The sequence below is a fragment of the Variovorax sp. P1_H12_2 genome, assembly GCF_056405335.1.
The window spans coordinates 1-5497 of record NZ_JBFUCI010000416.1; the positions used below are offsets into that span (position 1 = coordinate 1).

At 69.6% G+C, this 5497-nt stretch carries 7 protein-coding genes; 4 read left to right on the forward strand and 3 right to left on the reverse strand.

Features of this window, described 5'->3' with window-relative positions; translation table 11 throughout:
* Positions 1-847 (reverse strand): xanthine dehydrogenase family protein molybdopterin-binding subunit (locus AC1D2K_RS28785; protein WP_478093077.1); only part of this gene is annotated, 847 nt, incomplete at its 3' end.
* A gap of 10 nt (positions 848-857) precedes the next feature.
* Complete coding sequence (locus tag AC1D2K_RS28790; RefSeq protein WP_478093079.1) at positions 858-1352, reverse strand: (2Fe-2S)-binding protein; 495 nt, start codon at positions 1350-1352, stop codon at positions 858-860.
* A gap of 181 nt (positions 1353-1533) precedes the next feature.
* Here AC1D2K_RS28790 and AC1D2K_RS28795 point away from each other — a divergent pair, with 181 nt between their 5' ends.
* From AC1D2K_RS28795 to AC1D2K_RS28805, 3 genes are all read left to right on the forward strand, one after another.
* Complete coding sequence (locus tag AC1D2K_RS28795; protein ID WP_478093081.1) at positions 1534-2658, forward strand: helix-turn-helix domain-containing protein; 1125 nt, start codon at positions 1534-1536, stop codon at positions 2656-2658.
* A gap of 81 nt (positions 2659-2739) precedes the next feature.
* Positions 2740-3909: an ABC transporter substrate-binding protein gene (locus tag AC1D2K_RS28800; protein ID WP_478093083.1), complete on the forward strand. Its 1170-nt coding sequence runs from the start codon at positions 2740-2742 to the stop codon at positions 3907-3909.
* A 155-nt stretch (positions 3910-4064) separates the two neighbouring features.
* Complete coding sequence (locus tag AC1D2K_RS28805; RefSeq protein WP_478093085.1) at positions 4065-4394, forward strand: thioredoxin family protein; 330 nt, start codon at positions 4065-4067, stop codon at positions 4392-4394.
* On the opposite strand, the gene AC1D2K_RS28810 is transcribed toward AC1D2K_RS28805, so the two are convergent.
* On the reverse strand, positions 4391-5146 hold the full coding sequence (locus AC1D2K_RS28810) for a TOBE domain-containing protein (protein ID WP_478093087.1): 756 nt from the start codon (positions 5144-5146) through the stop codon (positions 4391-4393). The two genes, AC1D2K_RS28805 and AC1D2K_RS28810, sit on opposite strands and share 4 nt — an antisense overlap.
* Positions 5147-5189: 43 nt before the next feature.
* Between AC1D2K_RS28810 and AC1D2K_RS28815 the strand changes: the two genes are divergently transcribed.
* Positions 5190-5497: substrate-binding domain-containing protein (locus AC1D2K_RS28815; protein WP_478093090.1), on the forward strand; the 308-nt coding region annotated here is incomplete at its 3' end.

A 5497-nucleotide genomic window follows, 5' to 3' on the forward strand; every position in this document is an offset into this window, starting at 1 on the left:
TGAGCTGCTTCGAGGCCCAGGTCAGGCACACGTCTTCGGCGTAGAGATAGATCTTCGAGCCGAAGCCGCCGCCGACGTCGGGCGCGATCACGCGGACCTTGTGCTCGGGCAGGCCGAGCACGAAGGCGGTCATCAACAGCCGCTCGACGTGCGGGTTCTGGTTCGACACGTAGAGGACGTATTCCTCGTTCGCACGGCTGTAGCTGCCGATCGCGACGCGCGGCTCCATCGCGTTCGGGATCAGCCGGTTGTTGACGAGATCGAGCTTGGTGACATGCGCCRCATTGGCGAAGGCGGCATCGACCCCTGCCTTGTCGCCGATCGCCCACTTGTAGCACTGGTTGTCGGGCGCCTCGTCGTGGATCGTCACGCCGCTCTGTTTCTTCGCGGCATCGGCCACGCTGACCAGGGCCTGATGGACGTCGTAGTCGACCACCACCGCCTCGGCCGCGTTCTTGGCCTGCTCGACCGTCTCGGCCACCACCATCGCGACGTGGTCGCCGACGTAGCGCACCTTCTTGATCGCGAGGATCGGGTGCATCGGCTCCTTCATCGGCGTGCCGTCGGGGTTGTTGATGAGCCAGCCGCAGGGCAGGCCGCCCATCTTTCCTTCGATGTCCTTGCCGGTGAAGATGCCGACCACGCCGGGCATCTTCAGCGCCGCCGCGGTGTCGACGGACTTCAGGGTGGCGTGCGCGTGCGGCGAGCGCACGAACACGGCATGGGTCTGGTTGGCCAGGTCGATGTCGTCGGTGTACTGGCCGGCGCCGGTCAGGAAGCGGTAGTCTTCCTTGCGCTTGAGTGACTCGCCGATGTGCGGCAGTCCTGCGAAATCGGGTGCGCCCATGTCGTGCTCCTCAGGCCGTGGCGGTGGATTTGGCCGGTGCGGCGGACATCGCCTCGCCGCCCATCTGCACCGCCTTGACGATGTTCTGGTAGCCGGTGCAGCGGCACAGGTTGCCCTCGAGCAGCTCGCGGATCTCGGTCTCGCTCGACTTGGGATGGTGGGTGCACAGGTCGATGGCGCTCATCACCATGCCGGGCGTGCAGAACCCGCACTGCAGGCCGTGGCACTCCTTGAACGCCGCCTGCATCGGGTGCATGGTGCCATCGGGTTGGGCGATGCCCTCGATGGTGGTGATGGTCGCGCCGGCCACCTGGGCCACCAGCACGTTGCACGACTTCACCGCGCGGCCGTTGACATGGACCGTGCAGGCGCCGCACTGCGCGGTGTCGCAGCCGACGTGGGTGCCGGTCAGGTGGAGATGCTCGCGAATCGCTTGCACAAGGAAGGTGTTCGGGGGCGCGTCGACCGTGACTTCGCGGCCGTTGACCGTGAAAGGAACCTGCATGTTGGCTGTCTCCGTATAGGTGATGGCTGAATCGGCCGATTGAATCTTGGACGCCCGACCGGGGCACCATCCTAGGCAAAACCCTAGGCGCTTGCGCGTTGTCCTCGAAATTCTCAAAATGAAACAGCTTGCCGTGCGGCGAGCCTCCGAACAGGCGCCCTTGCGGGCCCGATCCCACACGATGACGCCCCACTCCGCTTCGCCCCTGCCCGAGCGCTCCCTCACCATCGCCCAGGCGCGACGCGAATGGATCGACGGCGAACGCGCGGCCGAACCGCTGGCACCGCGCGTCGAGCCCTGGCTCGTGCGTTCCTGGCAGCGCTGCCTGGCGGCCGGTCACCGACCGCAGCAGCGCGTGAGTTTCGATCCGGTCTCGGCGCCGCACGCGCGGCAGGTGGCCGAACGCAACCGCGCGCTGCTGCTGGCCGCGCGGCCGGTGCTCGACCGGCTGTCGCGCGCGATCGCGGACACGCGCTACTTCGCGATCCTGACCGACGCCGACGGCGTCGTGGTCGACGTCGGCGCCCTGCCCTCCGGCAGCGACGCGGCGGCCCGGCATGCGCGCGACATCGCCCGCATCGGCGTCGACCTGTCGGAGCGCGCGGTCGGCACCACCGCGATCGGCGCCGCGCTGGCCGAGCACGAATCGGTGTGGCTGCATCGCGGCGAGCACTTCTTCGACGACACCAGCATCTACAGCTGCGCCGGTGCGCCGCTCTTCGGTCCGGAGGGCGATTGCATCGGCATGCTGGACCTGACCGGTGTGCAGGTGGTCGAGCGGCCCGAGCTGCGGCACCTCGCGGCGTCCTCGGCCCGCAGCATCGAGAACGCGCTGGTGCAGGGCCACCCCTGCGAGCTGCTGCTGCAGATCGGCTGGCCGGGCAGCAGCGTGGGCGCCGACACCGAGGGCCTGCTGTGCATCGACGCCGACGGCAACGTGACCGGCGCCAATGCGGCCGCACGCCACATGCTGCACCAGCCGCTGGGCGGCCGCCCGGCGCTGCATTGCAACGACCTGTTCGCGCTGCCGCCGCAGATGCTGTTCGATGCCGCGCGACGCGGCGACCCGGTGCTCGAGGTGCCGCTGTGGTCGGGGCTGCGCGTGCAGGCCAGGCCCCGGATGCCACGGCAGGGAACGCCGGCGGCCGCCGCCGCGGCCACCCAGCTTCCGCGGCTGCGCGATGTCGAGTCGGCGATGATCCGCAAGGCCGTGGACGATGCCCGCGGCAACGTGGCGCAGGCGGCGCGCGCGCTCGGCATCAGCCGCGCCACGGTCTACCGCAAGCTGGGCCGGGGTCATTGCTAGTGACTTTTTTACATTTTGTTGCTATTGTCAGCGTTTGTTAAAAATTGATCGCCGACCCGGCGGCGCGACAGGACGTTGACCATGAGCGAATCCAAGGCCCGATCCCAATCCATGCCGTCGAAGCCCGACCGGCGCCAGGCCATCGCGCGCCTGGCCGGCGGCGTCGGCGTGGGTGCCGCTGCCGCCCTGGGATGGCCGGCGTTCGCACAGGCCAGGGCCATCCGCGTCGGTGCCACCTTCGACGACAGCGGCGTCGAGAAGGCCAACGGCGCCGGCCTGTTCGTGGGCTCGTCGGCGTACTTCAACGCGCTCAACCGCACCGGCGGCATCAATGGCACGAAGGTCGAGCTGATCATGGCCGACGACCAGTTCAAGCCCGAGATCGCCAAGGCCAACGCGCTCGCCTTCGCCGCCGACAGCTCGGTGCTGGCGATGGTGCATCCGCTGGGGACACGCCAGGCCGCCGCGGTCATTGACGCGGTTCCCGGCATGGCGGTGGTCGGCCCGAACACCGGCACCGTGTCGCTGCGCAAGAAGGCGGCGCCGAACACCTTCTGGGTGCGTGCCAACTACGACCAGGAACTCGACCGGCTGATCGCCACCGCGGCCGTGCTCGGCCAGTCGCGCATCGGCATCGTCTATTCGGAAGACCCGCTCGGGCAGTCGCTGCTGGCGGGCTTCAAGGCCGCGCTGGCCAAGGTCAAGCTCGAGCCGGCGGTGATCGCCAGCACGCCGGGCACCACCAGCATGGAGGTCGATCCGGCTGCCGCGAAGATCGCCGCGGCCGCGCCGCAGATCGTCATCATCGGCCTGGCCGGCACCGCGCCGGCCTTCGTCCGCGCACTGCGCAAGGCAGGCGGCAAGAGCAGCGCCTATGGCCTGTCGATCACGGCCAGCTCGCTCGGCGCCATGGGCGACCTGGCGCACGGGCTGGGCTTCGCGATCGTCGTGCCCTCGCCGTTCGCCACCAAGTACGAGATCGTGCGGCGCTACCAGGCCGACATGCTGGCCAGCGGCAACAAGGAGTTCTCGCTGCCGAGCCTGGAGGGCTACATGGACGCCTGCGTGCTGGCCGAAGGCCTGCGCCGCGCCGGCCCGTCGCCGACGCGCGCGAGCGTGATCGCCGCGCTCGAGCACATCGAGGCTTATGACCTCGGCGGCATCAAGATCAACTACGGCCGCGGCAACCGTGAAGGCAGCCAGTTCGTGGACGTGGCGGTCATCAGTGCCAATGGAAGGCTAATCAGCTAACCCCCAGGTTGGGCTCACTTCGTGTAGCCCGCCCACCCCCTCTTCGGGGGGCAACACCAGCGGCCCGGCGGAGCCGGTTCCGCGGTGTTTCACCAACGGGCCGGGCTTCGCCGGCCAGCGGAGCGGCAGCGGCGCGGCTACTGCAGAATCCAGCTATGAATTCAAGCTATGCAACGGGCGAGCCTTCGCGTGCGGAGGTCGACGCTCTCTCCGGCCCTACGTTGGTCGAGTTCGGCACCGCGTGGTGCGGCTTCTGCAAGGCGGCGCAGCCGCTGCTCGCCGAAGCACTGGCCGACGCGCCGGCGCTGCGCCACTTGAAGATCGAAGATGGAAGCGGGCGGGCACTGGGCCGCTCGTTCAAGGTCAAGCTGTGGCCCACATTCGTCTTCATGCGCGACGGGCAGGAGCTCGGACGGCTGGTGCGGCCCGGCAGCGCCGAGCTGATCCGGCAGGAACTGGCCCGGCTGAAGGTCGCTGCCTCCTAGCCTGGCAGCGCAACCACGACGGCCGCCTCGTCGACGATCGCGGTGACGCGCTGGCGGGTGCGCAACGCGCTGCCGCTGGGCGCGAATCCGACCAGTTGCAGTTCTCCTTCGAGCGCCACCGAGATCTCGTCGCCGTCCTCGCCGCGCGCGACGCCGGCCACCACGCCGCCGAGCTGGTTGCCCTTGCTCCGGCTCGCAGTGCCGGCGCGCTCGATGCGCACGGCGGTCGCCTTGCACAGCGCGATCGCCGCCATCCCCTCGGCGAGCCCGAGCAACTCGGCGCTCTCCTGCGTGATGCGGGCGGCGATGGTCTGGGCATGTCCCAGCCGCAGGCCGACCCGCACGATTCGGCCCGTGGACTCGATCGCGGTCACGATGGCAGGCAACTGGTTGCGCATGCTGGTGCGGATCGCCAGCCGCGCCACCGCGCTGCCGGCGCCCGCCAGCGCTCCGGCGCCCGCCTGCACCGTGCGCCGTGCCGCCGCCAGCGCGTCGGCGAGTTCGAGCAATTTCGCGCCATGCGAGGTCAGCGACGCGCCACCGCCGCCGGCCCCGCCGACCGCGCGCTCCACCAGCGCAACGCCCGCCAGGTTGGTCAGGGTGGCGACCGCCTGCCAGGCGGCCTTGTAGCTCACGCCGGCCTCGCGCGCCGCTTGCGAGATGCTGCCGGTGCGGCCGATGCCGCGAAGGATGTCGATGCGCTTGTCGCTCAGGCCGTGGCCGAGCGCGTCGCCGAAGCGGGGTGATGCCATGCGCGGATTGTGCCGGCTGGCCTACACTCGCGCTATTCCATTCATGAATAGCGAACCACGCCAGACCTCGACCGCCATGAAAACCAGCCGCTCCCCCCGCCTGATCGCCGCCGGCCTCCTCGCCTTCTGCTTGTCGCTCTGCAGCCACGCGGGCGAAGTGCAGGTGGCCGTTGCGGCCAACTTCTTCGGACCGATGAAGGTGCTGGCCGCCGATTTCGAGAAGGCGACCGGCCACAAGGCGGTGCTGTCCTCCGGCGCCACCGGCAAGTTCTACGCCCAGATCCAGGGCGGCGCGCCCTTCGACGTCTTTCTCGCCGCCGACGACGAGACGCCGGCCCGGCTCGACAAGGA

Bases quoted from the DNA above. Each gene is read 5' to 3' on its own strand.
- AC1D2K_RS28795 (WP_478093081.1), top strand. From the start codon at position 1,534: ATGACGCCCCACTCCGCTTCGCCCCTGCCCGAGCGCTCCCTCACCATC.
- AC1D2K_RS28805 (WP_478093085.1), top strand. From the start codon at position 4,065: ATGAATTCAAGCTATGCAACGGGCGAGCCTTCGCGTGCGGAGGTCGAC.
- AC1D2K_RS28810 (WP_478093087.1), bottom strand. From the start codon at position 5,146: ATGGCATCACCCCGCTTCGGCGACGCGCTCGGCCACGGCCTGAGCGAC.
- AC1D2K_RS28790 (WP_478093079.1), bottom strand. From the start codon at position 1,352: ATGCAGGTTCCTTTCACGGTCAACGGCCGCGAAGTCACGGTCGACGCG.
- AC1D2K_RS28800 (WP_478093083.1), top strand. From the start codon at position 2,740: ATGAGCGAATCCAAGGCCCGATCCCAATCCATGCCGTCGAAGCCCGAC.